Source organism: Roseovarius sp. MMSF_3281 (genome assembly GCF_030733685.1).
Taxonomy (GTDB): Bacteria; Pseudomonadota; Alphaproteobacteria; order Rhodobacterales; family Rhodobacteraceae; genus Roseovarius.
The window spans coordinates 81761-94870 of the sequence record NZ_JASHIM010000001.1 but is presented as its reverse complement, the minus strand read 5'-3'; the positions used below and the strand labels follow the sequence as shown (position 1 = coordinate 94870).

18 protein-coding genes are annotated in these 13110 nt (G+C 58.9%); 1 reads left to right on the top strand and 17 read right to left on the bottom strand.

The window, feature by feature from the left end:
• Nucleotides 1-410: 410 nt before the first annotated feature.
• The 8 genes from RBB32_RS00725 to RBB32_RS00690 all read right to left on the bottom strand — a co-directional run bounded on the left by RBB32_RS00725 (nucleotide 411) and on the right by RBB32_RS00690 (nucleotide 8255).
• Nucleotides 411-674, bottom strand: coding sequence for a hypothetical protein (locus RBB32_RS00725; protein ID WP_306150758.1), 264 nt, complete (start codon nucleotides 672-674; stop codon nucleotides 411-413).
• On the bottom strand, nucleotides 671-1426 hold the full coding sequence (locus tag RBB32_RS00720; RefSeq protein WP_306150757.1) for a lysozyme: 756 nt from the start codon (nucleotides 1424-1426) through the stop codon (nucleotides 671-673). The genes RBB32_RS00725 and RBB32_RS00720 overlap by 4 nt, the downstream gene beginning before the upstream one ends.
• Nucleotides 1423-1845, bottom strand: a complete 423-nt coding sequence (locus RBB32_RS00715) for a hypothetical protein (RefSeq protein ID WP_306150756.1) — start codon at nucleotides 1843-1845, stop codon at nucleotides 1423-1425. Before RBB32_RS00715 ends, RBB32_RS00720 begins: the two co-directional genes overlap by 4 nt.
• The gene (locus RBB32_RS00710) at nucleotides 1842-2078 is read right to left on the bottom strand and encodes a hypothetical protein (protein WP_306150755.1); all 237 of its coding nucleotides are present in this window, start codon (nucleotides 2076-2078) and stop codon (nucleotides 1842-1844) included. Before RBB32_RS00710 ends, RBB32_RS00715 begins: the two co-directional genes overlap by 4 nt.
• A 72-nt stretch (nucleotides 2079-2150) precedes the next feature.
• Nucleotides 2151-2690, bottom strand: coding sequence for a hypothetical protein (locus RBB32_RS00705; protein ID WP_306150754.1), 540 nt, complete (start codon nucleotides 2688-2690; stop codon nucleotides 2151-2153).
• 2 nt (nucleotides 2691-2692) lie between these two features.
• Nucleotides 2693-3853: a pyocin knob domain-containing protein gene (locus RBB32_RS00700; protein ID WP_306150753.1), complete on the bottom strand. Its 1161-nt coding sequence runs from the start codon at nucleotides 3851-3853 to the stop codon at nucleotides 2693-2695.
• The gene (locus RBB32_RS00695; protein ID WP_306150752.1) at nucleotides 3853-4785 is read right to left on the bottom strand and encodes a hypothetical protein; all 933 of its coding nucleotides are present in this window, start codon (nucleotides 4783-4785) and stop codon (nucleotides 3853-3855) included. Before RBB32_RS00695 ends, RBB32_RS00700 begins: the two co-directional genes overlap by 1 nt.
• Nucleotides 4782-8255 (bottom strand): phage tail tape measure protein, encoded by a 3474-nt coding sequence (locus tag RBB32_RS00690; protein ID WP_306151138.1) that lies wholly within the window; start codon nucleotides 8253-8255, stop codon nucleotides 4782-4784. Before RBB32_RS00690 ends, RBB32_RS00695 begins: the two co-directional genes overlap by 4 nt.
• A gap of 260 nt (nucleotides 8256-8515) precedes the next feature.
• On the opposite strand from RBB32_RS00690, the gene RBB32_RS00685 reads away from it, so the two are divergent.
• On the top strand, nucleotides 8516-8899 hold the full coding sequence (locus tag RBB32_RS00685) for a hypothetical protein (RefSeq protein WP_306150751.1): 384 nt from the start codon (nucleotides 8516-8518) through the stop codon (nucleotides 8897-8899).
• Here RBB32_RS00685 and RBB32_RS00680 read toward each other — a convergent pair.
• The 9 genes from RBB32_RS00680 to RBB32_RS00640 all read right to left on the bottom strand — a co-directional run bounded on the left by RBB32_RS00680 (nucleotide 8893) and on the right by RBB32_RS00640 (nucleotide 13077).
• A complete protein-coding gene (locus RBB32_RS00680) occupies nucleotides 8893-9153 on the bottom strand; it encodes a hypothetical protein (RefSeq protein WP_306150750.1) in 261 nt (86 codons plus the stop codon). The genes RBB32_RS00685 and RBB32_RS00680 overlap by 7 nt on opposite strands.
• Nucleotides 9154-9269: 116 nt before the next feature.
• Nucleotides 9270-9800, bottom strand: coding sequence for a hypothetical protein (locus RBB32_RS00675; protein ID WP_306150749.1), 531 nt, complete (start codon nucleotides 9798-9800; stop codon nucleotides 9270-9272).
• A gap of 92 nt (nucleotides 9801-9892) precedes the next feature.
• Nucleotides 9893-10345, bottom strand: a complete 453-nt coding sequence (locus tag RBB32_RS00670; protein WP_306150748.1) for a hypothetical protein — start codon at nucleotides 10343-10345, stop codon at nucleotides 9893-9895.
• Nucleotides 10346-10440: 95 nt separating this feature from the next.
• Nucleotides 10441-10842 carry a phage tail terminator-like protein gene (locus tag RBB32_RS00665; protein WP_306150747.1) on the bottom strand — a complete coding sequence of 134 codons (402 nt, stop codon included), beginning with the start codon at nucleotides 10840-10842 and terminating at the stop codon, nucleotides 10441-10443.
• A complete protein-coding gene (locus RBB32_RS00660) occupies nucleotides 10839-11231 on the bottom strand; it encodes a hypothetical protein (protein WP_306150746.1) in 393 nt (130 codons plus the stop codon). Before RBB32_RS00660 ends, RBB32_RS00665 begins: the two co-directional genes overlap by 4 nt.
• 41 nt (nucleotides 11232-11272) lie before the next feature.
• A complete protein-coding gene (locus tag RBB32_RS00655) occupies nucleotides 11273-12322 on the bottom strand; it encodes a phage minor head protein (RefSeq protein ID WP_306150745.1) in 1050 nt (349 codons plus the stop codon).
• A gap of 10 nt (nucleotides 12323-12332) precedes the next feature.
• Complete coding sequence (locus RBB32_RS00650; RefSeq protein WP_306150744.1) at nucleotides 12333-12470, bottom strand: hypothetical protein; 138 nt, start codon at nucleotides 12468-12470, stop codon at nucleotides 12333-12335.
• Nucleotides 12467-12685, bottom strand: a complete 219-nt coding sequence (locus RBB32_RS00645; protein WP_306150743.1) for a hypothetical protein — start codon at nucleotides 12683-12685, stop codon at nucleotides 12467-12469. The genes RBB32_RS00650 and RBB32_RS00645 overlap by 4 nt, the downstream gene beginning before the upstream one ends.
• Nucleotides 12682-13077 (bottom strand): hypothetical protein, encoded by a 396-nt coding sequence (locus RBB32_RS00640; RefSeq protein ID WP_306150742.1) that lies wholly within the window; start codon nucleotides 13075-13077, stop codon nucleotides 12682-12684. The genes RBB32_RS00645 and RBB32_RS00640 overlap by 4 nt, the downstream gene beginning before the upstream one ends.
• Between the last annotated feature and the right edge of the window lie 33 nt (nucleotides 13078-13110).

Sequence of the window (13110 nt, the reverse complement as noted above, 5' to 3'; positions counted from 1 at the left end):
CAGGAAAAGACAGGGAAATGGTGCCCAAGGTGGGCGTCCGAATATCGCTTTAAATCAGATAAATAGAAAATGCCGTGGGTAATATACGGGGAACCAAGCCAGCAATGTGCAAAAAATGCACATTGCCCAAAACGAAAAACCCCCGACCGCTTGGGCCGGGGCAAGTCTGATTTTGGCAGTTACATCCCAAACGGCCAAGGTCGCCGCCATGGAACGGCCCGAAAGCGTCGGGCGCGCATAACCGCGACGTGCGGCTATTTCAAAACCCAGACAAGCACCCGTGGGTCTCGCACATTTTATCCTGGTAAATGATCCATCGGCCGAGTTGGGGCGCGTCCGTCGCAATGCTTTTGATCACCGGCGCGGGCACGTCTTTAGGTGGTGGGCGCGACACGTCCTTGAACAGCGCGTCACTTGTCAGGACAGGCCCCGGACAGGCGGCAAGTAAGCTCACGCAACAGGCCATCACCGGCCATAGTATCCACTTCATCTTTCGCATCCTCCGCGTTTTCGCGATGGCCTAACCGCGCGGCCTTGGCGTCGTCGGCCAGTTCCGTGCGCACATCATTCTTGGCGTCCTGCCTGACAACGGCGATGACAATGATAAGGGCGATCAGACCGGCGGCGGCCCACTTTGCCCACTTCGGCACGACAAGAGAGGCCAGCCAATTCACGTCGCCAGCCCCTTGAGGCACAGAGTCACCTCATCGGCCCGGCGTCGTACCAGACCGCGAACGACGCGCTGCCCGGCCTTGTTCCACCACCCAATTGCCTTGCAGCCGCCCCGGATGTCCCCGGCGTTCAGGCGGCGCGTGGCGGTGCTGCGCCCTGCCCCCCCAATACCCACGTTGTAAGCCAAGCTGACATAGGCCGCGTCCCGTTCGGGCGTCAGGCGGTGCTGCTTTGTCTCGGGCGTGAAATGCTCGTGCAGCCCGTCGCGGTATTCCGCCACCTCACGGGCCAGCATGGCGCGGCACTCGGCTTTCGTGTAGCTATCACCGGGTCGCACCCCCTTGGTTTCGCCGTAGCATACCGTCCAGACGCCCACGATGTCTCGGTAGGCCGTAGTGCGCAGTCCTTCCCACTTGGCGATCAGAGGCACGGCTACAGACAGCGTAGCGGCTTCTGTGGTGCCTTGGGCCGGTTTCGGCTGCTCCGGCACCCCTGCCGCCATGAGGAAGGCCATGAGGGCCACCATGGCGGGGCTGCGGGTGATGCCTGATATTGTCTCTTGCTTAATGTACCGCGCGATCTCGACCGCGACGTAAAGGGCCGCGCCAATCAGGAACCACAGGCGGGGATTTGTATCAATGCCGGTGGCCCAGAATATCGCCTCGGGCGCAATCATGCAGGCAAAGGCCGCGCGGTTAACCCATAGAGAATATGACCGCCAAGCAATGCGCCCGGCGTCTTTCACGAGTTTCATTCTTCGATCTCCTTGATGATTGTCTTGGAAAGCTCCACGCCGCCCAGCCGGAAGCTGCCGATGTGCCATGTCCACGTTGCGGACCAGCGGTAACCCTGCGGATCGGCAAGGCACGGCTCGGCCCATGACGCGATATTCCATCGCCCCAATTCAGCCGGATCATCGTACCTGTCTGGGCCACCCTTGATCTCGCAGTCCTGCCCGCCGTGTGTCTGCGGCGAGATCGGGTCAACTGTCTCGATGAAGGAAATGCGCGGGCGCGGCAGGCCGAGGTAATCACCGGGGAATGTTCGATCAACGGTCACATCCCCGTCCGCTTCGACCCAAACCTCGGAAGGCCAATAGACAAGCGCCGTGGCGGGCAGGAGCTTAGCGGCAAGATAAATCGACGCGAGAAGGACTAAGGGGCGCCTAATCATTTTGCAGGCCCGCCGAAGCTGGCCACCCACGCGGCCAAGGAAATGATGTGATCCTTGAAAAAGACAAAGCCGCCGATGATGACTGTGGCCCATGACATCCATGGACCTAGTTTTCGCACTCGGGTTTTCGCGCCCTCCCACCATATCCGGTCCTCGGCCATAGCCATAAGTGCTGCACGCTGCTCCGGCTCCAAGTCGCCCCAATGCTCGGGAATTTTTGTCGGGTCTTTCAATCTCGGGCCTCAATTCTTATCTCTTGGCGATCTGGGCGACCGCGTAGAACAGCAGTGCGATGGTCAGTTCGGTCATGAGACCACCCAATGCGCGTCTGCTGTGACGTCTTGCGGAATGCCAGCCTCGAATGGTGCCGTGCCGTCCTTCATGGCCCACGAGATCGCCATGATGTCCTCGAACCAGTTCATCGCCTGCGTGATCAGTTCGATCATCTGGTCAGGGGTTAGCATGTGGATCACGTTGTCCCTGTCACGGACGCGCAAGACGGGGTCTGTGGTGCCTGCCGCCTTGTAACCCTGTGCCTTCGCCAGAAGGCCCAGATACACTGTCCGATCAAAGTTCCGTCCGGTGAGCGGAATGGGGTCCGAAATGCCAGTGACGGAGAGGGCAGCGCCTGCCTCAAGGCGTCTGGTGCGCTCGTGATCCACTTGATCCGCCGTCACTGGTGGCAAGGGATTGGTTAGGTTTTCCCCATCCCATAGTTGGCCGGGAAGAGCCTCCCCTTCTTGCAAACCTTCCTCTTCGCCATACTTGTCGTGAAATTCCTCGATGGATGCCACGTCGCGCCAGACCCGCACGACCACTCCATCTACTGCTTTGAATACCGGCATACTTATTCCCTCCAAAAGACCAAGCGCGTATAAACCTCGCCATCACCGCGGTTCGCAGCGGCGCTAGATGCTGTGTTGTTCTTGTTGACTTCCAGACGATAGGTTTTGCCCGAGAAAACCTCTGCACCGCCGAGTGAGTTATTCTGGCCACCGGCTGCTGATGAAACGCTCATGCCTTGCTGCACGACCACACTGTCCGTCACGTTGTAGATCCGGGTCTGAAAGTTGTCTCGGTTGGGGTAGGACCACTCCACCCACCCATTGACGCTGGGTGTGAACTCATTGCTGGACAACGACAAAACTGACCGTTCGTTGCGGACAGTCGTGTTAAGTTCGATGGTGATCCAGGTGTTCGATGATGTGATTGTTGTGCCAGCAATCCCATCCGCCGTTTGCTCTTCAAGAACAGCATCCGGAGCGCCGCCTTGATACTGCCACTCTGGCTTGTCGTCACCAACAAGTGGCGTTTTTGCGGTCAGCACCTGCCCGGACTCGCCGAGGCCAAGGTTCACAATGTCACCGTCGGCGTTGACGTAGAGCAGGTCGCCCTCCGCGAGCGTCAGGTCACCGAGGCCCTCCAAAGCAGCGAGATTGCCCGTGTCGTACACACGAAGCCAAGGCGTCCACACCCCGGAATCCACAACGCGGGTATACAGGTTGCCCTTATCCGGAGCAGGGAAGAAAGACAGGAAGTATTGCGTACCAGTAGTTGCGGTCCACGCATCTGATCTCAAAGAGCCCGCCGAATTTCCCAGTGGCGCATTTTCGGTCGATACAGCGACGCGTTGAGTGCTACCCCATAGCGGATCATCGCAGTCAGCGCAGTCGGGGCCAATTCCAAGGTGCCCCCCGTCACCGACCTTTGTAATTGCGTTTGGTGTGTTGTCATCTTTGCCTGTGGTGATGACCGCAAAGCCAAGACCGCTCTCATTGGCCTTTACCTGAAGGAGCTTGCCGCCGCTGCCGCTTAGGTCGGGAAGATCACCTGCCAGCGCTGCCGCTGTGGCTTGGTCCGACTTCTCTGACACCCACTCGTTGGTTTGGTCCATGTAATCAGCGAAGGTTTCCCAAAACAGGATGTTGCTTTCCGCACGCTCCTTAAAAGTATCCGGGTCACTTCGGAGGGCGGGGGCCGGAACAGTGGGTTTGGTAGGCTGCGCCATCAGACGACTCCTTGTACTTCAATTGCGATTTCTGCGTGATCAGGGCCGAGATAGACTTCGCGATACCCGCGATAAAAGCCGTACCCGATGGCCGCGATCCGAGAGTTTTCATCGGCGATCCAGACCGCAGGGATGCCACCGCGCAGGCGGTTGAAAATCTGCACGATGGAAAAGAGGTTTTCGCGCGGGACAACTGTGTTGATGTCAAAGAGGCGGGTCGCTGGACGCTGCACGGACGTAAGGTCACCGTACTCGTCAACCTCAACATAACTGTAATCGAGGCCAGAGAACCGCGTATCCTGCGTGGCGACCCCCATTTCGTCCAATCGGCCAAAGATTATCTGACCGGCCGAAACTGTTGATGTGGAAGTCAGGGTCACAACGATGCGTGGGATAGCCAAAACGGGAAGATCACTGAATACGAACTCGGTCAGCGGTCGATAAGGCTCCGTGAAATACGCCAGCCAGTCCGTGACGGCGCTTTCATCAAGCAAATCTTCGCTTCGGTCGTAAATCTTCTCCGCATCGGCGTAGACCTCGACCCGCACGTCATCTGCCGAAAGGCCGAACCCGGCGACGCCGCCAATGAACACCTCTGGCGTCAGTTCAATCTCGATTGACCCTGAATTTGTCGCCAATCGGCTGGGCTTCTGGTCAAACAACTTCCACCGATTGGTGGCACTGATGACCTGCCAATTCACCGGGTCGGGATCATCAATGAGCGGATCGGCAAGCGCCGCAACCTCGACATCGGGATCGTTGTCCAGATTGCTATCCGTCAGGGACCGATAGACCGTATGCGTGGCGGTGCTGATGACAAAATCGCCCCGGTCATAGCTGGTGCTTTGGTCCCACTCGGCATAATCATCTTCGGTGATGTTGATGCTCGTCAGCGTGCTGTCCGTCACCGGGAATGGCGTCAGAATCTTCATACCTGCGACTCCAAATTGCCGCGCCGCGTTTCCTGATAAAGCCGGTCACTCAAGCGGGCGTTGTTGATGTTGCCCTCGCGGATCGCCCTCACCACCTCTTTAAGCAGGTCTTTGGTTTCCTCCGCGTCCCTGATCTCCTGAATATTCGCCCGGTATCCATCCGCCGTGTTCGCGTAGATCGCATCGGCAGATGTGCGATAGAGCGGGCTATCAAGAAGGCTGTTTGTCAGGGCGTCCGCGCCATCGGTGATTTGGGCAAAGGCCGGGGCCAATTGGATCAGCGCAGCGGTCAATTCATCGTCACCAAGCGCGTTGGCTTCGTCCACCAAAGCCCGGAACGCCGCGCGGCTTTTCGGCAAGGCGTCAATGCCGAGGGCATTCAGTTCCTCGGTCAGAACCTCGGTGGCACGCTTGGTCCTCTCAGCGTCTGAATAGAAGTTCTGGTAGTACGACGAAACCGACGCGTTGAACTGGTCCAAGCCGCCAAACAGATCAATGAACGACGACGCCGCATCAGCGCCAGCAAGGCCGATCTCCTTGAGTTGCAGGCCAAGGGTGTCGAAAGCCCCATTTACTGCGCTCAGGGCATTGCTCAGGCGCTCCAGCGTGTCGAAAGAGGTTTCCCCCGCCCTGCTGAACTCGTCGGTCGTCAGAACCCTGTCCGCCATGCCGACGGCCAGCTTGTTGAGTTCATTTTGAAGGTTCTCTTGCAGCTTGTCGGCGTGCGGACCGCTGGCCCAGATCGTGAAAGCCTCACCTGTGAAGTCGTCAATGGCCTCAGATGCGAGCCCAAGCGTATCGGCCATGTTGCGCACGGTATCGGCGAGACCTGTCGAGGTGTCATCGAGCATGCGCTGCATTTCCTCTTCGAGCGGCTTGTAGACCGTCTTGGAGCTTTTGAACGCACCGCCTTTGTAGAAGTCGAATGACTGAACATCAGCGCCATCCGGCCCAAGGGAGCCTCGCACACCACTGCCATAATAACTCCGGCTGAAAGCCTTGGTCAGCGCCTGTGCGGCAACAGCCACCGCACCGATCACAGGGGCGGCCGCGCCAATGGCACCGGCAATGGAAGTCAGGGTCGGCGCGGCAATAGCCGTGCTGATCTGCCCACCGATGCTGGCAAGACCCATTCCAAGACCGCCGCTAATCGTGGCACCTATGGTATTGGTCAGACCACCAACAAGGGCGCTGCCGATGCCGCCAATGCTGCCCAGAAGGCCACCGGCGTTGCTCAGGCCGCCAAGAACACCGCCGCCACCGCCAATGACGCCCCCGGTTGCAGCGCTGGCGGCACCAGCCACCCCGCCACCTGACAAGCCGAGTCCAATCATGATCTTGTTGCGGGCTGCCAAGGCGATCATGTTCACAAGTAGGCCCTTGAAGGCGTCCCAAACGCTCGAAACAAAGCCTTTGAAATCCTTGAAGCCACTGGAAATAAAGCCGGCCCAAGCATGAGAAACATCGTCGATGCCCCGGATAAGCGTCTGGGCCTTTGCCTTGCCGAAGTCTTCTGCGGTCATGGCCGCGTCCTCGAGGGCTTCGTTAAACGCCTCGGCCTCTGATACGGGAAGATCCTTGCCGAGTTTCTTGGCGGCTTTACTGGCGCCACCCGCGCTTGTCTCAACACGCTTCAACCCGCCAGCGGCTTCAACAGAAGCAGTGTGCATGCGAGAAAGTTTGCTGCCAACGTCCCCAAGGGTTTCCGACAACCCGGCAACAGCTTCCGATCCGACGACGCTTTTGATCACAGTGCCAAGCGCACCGGTCGACTGGCTGATCATGCCCAATGCTGGACTGAGGGCGCTCAGCCCTGCGCCAATAGTGCGGAACAGCCCAACGACCTTGGAAAGCGCGTCGTAAATGCTGGCGGCCGCACTCCACACCCCATCAAGGGTGTCCACAAGCAAGCTGGCGCGGGATGATGTTTCACCAATGGCGTCTGCCGTAAGATTGAACGCGGCGGCGATCCTCTCGCTCAGCTTAACTCCTTGAGCTTCTTTGTTGTTGCGATCTTCGATTTTGCCATTGATCTCGGCAAGGGCTGCGTTGATCTCGGCCATCGCTGCCTGCTCTTCTTCGGTCAGAGCAACTTTCAATCCCAGATCGGCGATGAACTGCTTTTGACGATTAAGCATATCAACAAGATGCTGCTCAGCATTTTCGTACTGCTCAGCATCAGCGATCCGCACGCTATTGAGCGCATCCCGAGCAACCTGAATGTCGTCAAGGATTCCCTGATAGCGCTCGGATTGTAGGGCAAGGGCCCGGCGCTCTTCTTCAATGGCAAGAATTTCCTCGCGACGGGCACGTAGCTTGGCCGCCATAAGCTCAAGCTCACGGGTGCTCATTTGAACGCCCTCGGCTTGCAGTTTCTGGTATTTCTCGAGGGCCACCATCTGATCGCCGATGGCAATCGTGATGTTGTCGAACCCAGCCTCCAGAGCTTCGTTGATGATATGTTGGTTTTCGGAAGGGCGCACGAGGTCGCCAATTGCCTCACCAAAGTCGGCGACAGCATCAACGACAGTCGTGATCCCGCGCGCAAGCATTGTGATCGTCTTGATCACGCCACGCACTACAGCCGTCAGCCCAGCATCACCCAAGGCGATGATAAGCCCTTGGATCGAAGACCAAAGGCTGTCGATGTCGCCACCGAGGTTATCACGCATCGTATCGGCCATGCGCGCGGACTCGCCCTCGACATCCATCAGTGCCCCGGTCAATTCTTCAAGGCGACCGGTTTGGCTGGTCAGCGCCAGAATCGCTGGGCCGCCTCGATCACCAAAAACAGTCAGTGCATCAGCCGCAGAAAGTCCGGCATCGGATAGCCGTTGCACGATCTCGGTAAGATCGTTTGTCTGCGGATTGAGGTTTTCCATTTCCAGCCCGAGCGAACGAAGCGTTGCCACTGCATCCTTGGTCGGGTTGGCCAGCGAGGAAAGAACACGCCGCAGGCTTGTCCCTGCCATGCTGCCCTGAATACCCGCATCAGAGAGAACGCCAATCGCCGCGGCCGCGTCTGACATCGACACCTCAAGCGAAGACGCAACGGGACCGACATAGGACATCGCATCACCAAGTTGCTGCACGTCCGTATTGGCGCGGCTCGAAGCCGCAGCCAAAACGTCAGCAACAGCAGCCGAATTCTCAGCCTCGATGGCAAAGGCTGACATGATGTTCGAAGAAATATCTGCTGCGCTGCCAAGGCCCATGGCCGACGCCGTGGCAAGGTCAAGCACAGCGGGGATCGCCTCAACGGCCTCGGATGCCGAAAACCCGGCGCGAGCAAGGAACTCAAGCCCCTGCCCCGCTTGCTTGGCGGTAAACTCGGTTGTTGAACCAAGATCGGCTGCAATGTCACGCATCGCCGCCAATTCATCAGCAGAGGCCCGAGACACTGCGCCCACCGTACTCATCTGCTTCTCGAAATCCGCAAGAGTGCGAACGCCGCCACCGATAGCTGCCATTGCCCCGACCGTTGCCGTGATCGCAATTGCCGCGCGCTTCATGCCGGCAGCCATCAGTCCGGTGGACTTTTCAACGCCATGTGCAGCGCCTTGGGTCTCCTTGCCCGACCGGACAAAGCGATCCATTTCTTCGCGCGTTTTCCTTACAGGACGCGAATCCACGTCCATGCCGAGAAAGGCCATATCCATTTGGGGGGAGTCCTTGATAAAGCGGGGCCGTAGGCTTAGCGTGGAGCGCCGAAACCAACGGAGAAGTTCAGATGATCAGATTTATTGCCCTTGGGGCCGCATTGACGCTTGCGGCCTGTAGCGAACCAGCCACGGTCGCCGACCGGCAAAGCGCGGATTACGGCCGGGCGATGGCTCAGTCCGAATGCGAAACCATCGCCAAGCAGAACATTTTACAGGGGTTGAAAGACCCGCAATCGGCGCGGATCACCTACGGCACATGCGAAAAAACCGTCATGCACTCGATCCCGATCATGGGCATTCCAAAGCAAGCCGGGTATCGCATCGTCGCAAGCGTCAATGCCAAGAACAGTTTTGGCGGCTACACAGGTGCGCAGCCGTGGGTCGTGCTGATGAAAAACGGTCAGGCGATCCGAAGGACATATCCGCACGAAGGTGCGCAACTGCCCTACTGATCCCCTTCCTCTTCTTGCTCCATGGGTTCGATCCCAAAGAGCTTGCAGCCAGTGCGGTATCCCGCCAGGTAGGCCAGAGCCATATCGTGGACTTGCTCAATCTCCCAAGGCTCAGATATACGCTGCGTGCCTTGGGCAAAGGCCACGATCTCGGGCCAGTCCACAACCCTCATGCCACCCATGTCGCCGTGGCGGATCGGGCCAAGCACCTGCATTGCCTCTAGCAGATATTCACCGCGCGACAGGTCTGGCATTCTCGGGCGCTTGCCCTGCTTTTCAAGGGCTTGCAATCTCGTGCAATCCCACTTGATTTTCCATTCGCCGTGTTCCGGCGTGCCTTGATAAAACCCCAATTGCCGCGCGGCGAGTTTCAGCCTTTCGAGGTTTTGCCGAAAAAACGGCTGCCGTCCTCCGCCGCCTTGATCATTTGCTGAGCAAAAGGTTCGTTGGCCATTTCGAACTTCGGCACTTCGATCAGCTCCCCGTTATCGTCCTTGATCTCATGCGTGATCGGGCTGCCGTCAACGTCTTTGACGATCCGCATTTCGGGAAAGGTGCCGTCTAGAACCTTACGGATTAGTTCGGGATCTTCGCCAACGGGCTGACCATCATATTCCATCTTGTCATCCGCCCGGATGATGTACTTCATGGCTCCGTCAATCAGGCGCTCGTGCAGGCGCTCCATTGCGGCTTCCTGTGTCTCATCGTCTTTTGCCGCGTCCTTGGCCTCTTTCTGCATTTCTGCAAGACGCATCTGCACGCTCCGGGCCGCAGTGCCGCGCACGTAAAAACCGGGGGCGCCCTTGCCAGTAGCGAGGGGTTCGCCGGTGTAAGGGTGGCGCAGGGGTTCGAAAACGCCTTCCTCGGCCCGCTTGCGGCCATCGAATGAACTCATGTCCATGTTGGGTAATCCTTTGGTTTCAGGTTTCGATAAAAGCGGCGCGGCACAGGATGAAACCACCTTCCAGCGCCGCGCCTACCCTCGGAAGGGATTTAGGAGCCGTCTACCTTGGTAAACAGCGTGATCGGGCGGAACTCGAAGCTCTCGCCCTTGTAGGCGTCCGGCTCACGCGCGGCCTGCATCACGGAGCCGACAACGCCTTGGATGTAGTAAACATCCCCGTCCGGGTCGGTGATTTCGAGCGTGCATTCCTGTGTGCCGTTCTCATTGTCCCGAACGATGGTCTGGCCCGCGTCGTCGCGGTCATAGACATACGGTACGGTGAAGGGCGACACGATCTTCGAGCCGTTGTAGTGTTGCGTCACGCCGTTTTTCAGAAGCGTGACGGTGCCAGCGTTCGAGGTGTTGCCGGTTTCGGGAACCGACAGAACCTTGCCGATTTCGGTGGTGCTGATTGCGCCATATGCACTGGCGTCTTCGGTTGCCGGGACGCTTGCCGCAATTGCGACGGTCACGCCCACGAGCGTTGTGGGTGCATTTGCCATAGTGGCCTCCTATGCTGAGTGATCCCGGCATGTCACCCGCACAGGGGACCGGCCCGCCGGGGAGGCCGGATTACGTTGCGCCTGATGGCGCGTTTTCAGTCAGCCTTAGCGCGGTAAAAGACCGCGACAGGCACGCGGTAATCCGCATCGGTGGGGTATCCGCCTCGGATTTCGGCAGGGCGTCGTATGACGATCTCGCCGTCAGTGATGGTGATGCGCTGTCCTTCTGGGAACAGCGCCGCCACAGCGTCGGCATAGTCCAAAGCGTCGTCTTCACCGCCGCCTTGATCCACCACCACTACGGCAGTGAATTGCCCTGTTTCAGACAGGATTTCATTGCCCTTGAGCGTGCCGCCCTCACGGTCGATCCCGGTAAAGGACATTTCGAAGAATGGGCGGCCACCGGTCGGCTCTACGTTTGGATGCGCTCTGTTTGGGCCAATGTTGGCCGATACGAGGCGGGATTTCAGGGCGTTGCGGATGTCTTTCGTGTTCATGGTATTTGCACCTTTGCCCTTGCTGTTGCAGCTCGCACATAGCCCTGCCATTTGGCGGCCGCGTCATCACGCCAGAATGTGCCGGGATAACTGTCGAAACCGTAGTGGATCGCCGGAGCATATGGCGCATTGGCCCCGCCCCAGACAAACCGAACTCGGTCGCCGCCTTTGAGTTCACCGATCACCATCACATAGCTGTTCTCGCCGGTGCCGCTGATCGCGGTCGATCCCATCAAAGTCGACTGTAGAGAGCCGGCCAAAGCCCCAAGATGGCGCGGGATAACGCCGCGTTTGAAAGTGCCGCCTCGTGTCAGGCCCGCCCGGATGTCGATGCCTTTCAACAGGTCGTTCGTAGATTGGCGCAGAATGGCGTCTTGTCGACGCTCCATCTTTCGCGCCCATTTGTCCAAATCCGCAAAGCTGTATTTCGTCATGCGGCACGGGACTCCATCGCCGCCTGCGCGATCCAGTCGATGTCGATGCGCTTCACGCAGCGACAGTTGATGATTTCTTTGGCCGGGGCGCCAAGTGAACGATCTCCGGGGCGCATCATGCGATAACCCGCTCCGGTCACAAACGCCTCGCCATGGCGGCGCACCTGACCATCCATGGCCCGGTGACTGTCTCTCGTCGCGCCATCCTCGGACGCATCCCATTCGCCGCTGACGTTCTGGGCCGACAACTTGCCGTCCTCGATCATCTGATCCAGCCCTTCGTCTTGCGCAGCGTGAGTGCTTCCAAGAAGCTCCGTGCGGGCGATGGCTTCGCCGCGATTGCGCAGCATGCGGTTTTCCATTCCAACCATCATCTTGCGGGCCTTCTCGGCCGGGACCGGCTTGCCGTCGCGAATGGCCCGGCGCACGATACCGTCGAACCGCTTGTCGCGGGTCTTGCGGGTCAGGTAGTTCCGCATGGCCGCAGGATCGCCGGAGCGAAGCTCTGACAGGGCACGGGCTTTGTTTGCGGCGTCACCGCTGTGCAGGCCTACGATCCCGCCTTCGCGCTTCCCTGTGGCCCGATTCACGCGGCCCACGAGATCAAGGGCCGTGGTGCGGGGTGAGGTGCCTTTCTCGATGTTGGCCACGAGAAGTTGCCTGACGCTTTCGCGCTGGTCCTCGATGATTTCGGTTATCAAGCGAGAGGATTGCGTGCGCAGCCATTCTTCGGCCCTCGGGTTGCGGGCATCGAACATCGCCCGGGCCTGCACACCGGCGGCCGAGGCTTCCGCCATCCACGCCGCCATGATCGCATCACCGGCCTCTTGATAGGCCTGTGTCAAGCCACGATCCAAAGGCGCGAAATACGCCCGCTCTAGGTTGAGCAACTGGATCACGCGGGCGGTGTCGTTCGCCGCAATGGCCTCGATCAGAAGGTTGAGCTGAACGTCGCTCTTGATGTTCTGCACGCTGTCGAGAAAAGCTCGGCGCACACTGGGTTCCAGCCGGTCAGCGATTTGCGCCAGCGTTTCACGTTTTGCCATGTCGGGTTGCCTATCGTTTGAGGCCGTTCGCCCACGCGGTCCAAGCCGCAAGCCAGATCAGCATGTGCCACGCGCCAAGGGCGCGGGCCTGCTCAAACGCGGCGGCGCTTTCTTCTGGGTAATCGTCAAGGATCGTGCGGCGGGTCAAGTTTTTACACCAATGACGCGGGACAGCCAGTTGAGAAAAGGCTCAATCCATGAAAACGGCGGCACCTGCTCAAGCTGAAACATGAACTCGTCTACCGCGCGCTCCAGCCTTCCAAATTTATGATCTTCCGGCCACTGGTAGGGAGCGCCGTGACGATTGGTGCTGCGCATGTAATCAATCGCGCGTTGGATTTCCTCTTTCGATAAAGGGGTCATGTCACCAAATCCACTTCCCAGAATACGTCAACACCACCGGGGGCCAATGGCCAAGCCTCGTCAATCTCGTGGATCGCCTCGGATTGTTCCTGCTCAGTCAATGCCGCCACCGCGTCTTTATCCAGCCCCACGAATACCTTGTCGCCCTTTGCCGGGGCAATGCCTGCGCTTGTCGAAACGTAGAGCGTGCGCCGCGTCTGGCCTACCAAGGTGCCGGAATTGTCGCGCACTTGCTCATTGAGGTCAACGGCGGTGATTGTCGTGTCCGCTTCGGTTTGCGTGGGCGCCCACTCCGGCCCGCTGTTCGTGATCTTGCGCAGGGTGGCGTGCTGTCCAAATCGGGCGATCAGCCTTTCCGCCGTGGCCCGAGATTTGGTGTAGTCAAAGGCCATGGCTCAGTTCTTCCTTTCGCGCTTCGTGTAGTC